The 507-nt window shown below is 74.0% G+C and carries 1 pseudogene; it reads left to right on the top strand.

Features of this window, described 5'->3' with window-relative positions:
- Window positions 1–507: pseudogene (locus AC3WUT_RS30170) on the top strand (hypothetical protein); the annotation flags it as partial.

Below are 507 nucleotides of genomic sequence, written 5' to 3' on the forward strand. Positions count from 1 at the left end.
TCGGTGGCGCAAAGCCTGCAGGGCGAGTGGCAGCGTGTGGGCGAGCAGGCCCTGGCGCAGCAGCAAACCCTGAGCCGCACGCTGGAGCAGACGGCCGCCGCCATCGGCGAGCGCAGCGCCGAGCAAGCGGCCCGCACCCGGGCCGACCTGGACCAACTGGTGACCCGCTTCGAGCAACTGGCCCAGGCCCGGCTCGATGCCGAGGCCCAGGCCCAGGCCGAGCAAGTGGCGGCTGACCGCCAGCGCCTGGAAGCCTGGGGCCAGGCCCTGGGCTCGGTGGCGCAAAGCCTGCAGGGCGAGTGGCAGCGTGTGGGCGAGCAGGCCCTGGCGCAGCAGCAAACCCTGAGCCGAACACTGGAGCAGACGGCCGTCGCCATCGGCGAGCGCAGCGCCGAGCAGGCGGCCCGCACCCGGGCCGACCTGGACCAACTGGTGGCCCGCTTCGAACAACTGGCCCAGGCCCGGCTCGATGCCGAGGCCCAGGCCCAGGCCGAGCAAGTGGCGGCT

It is taken from the genome of Curvibacter sp. EU05-FHT14A10 (assembly GCF_058791075.1).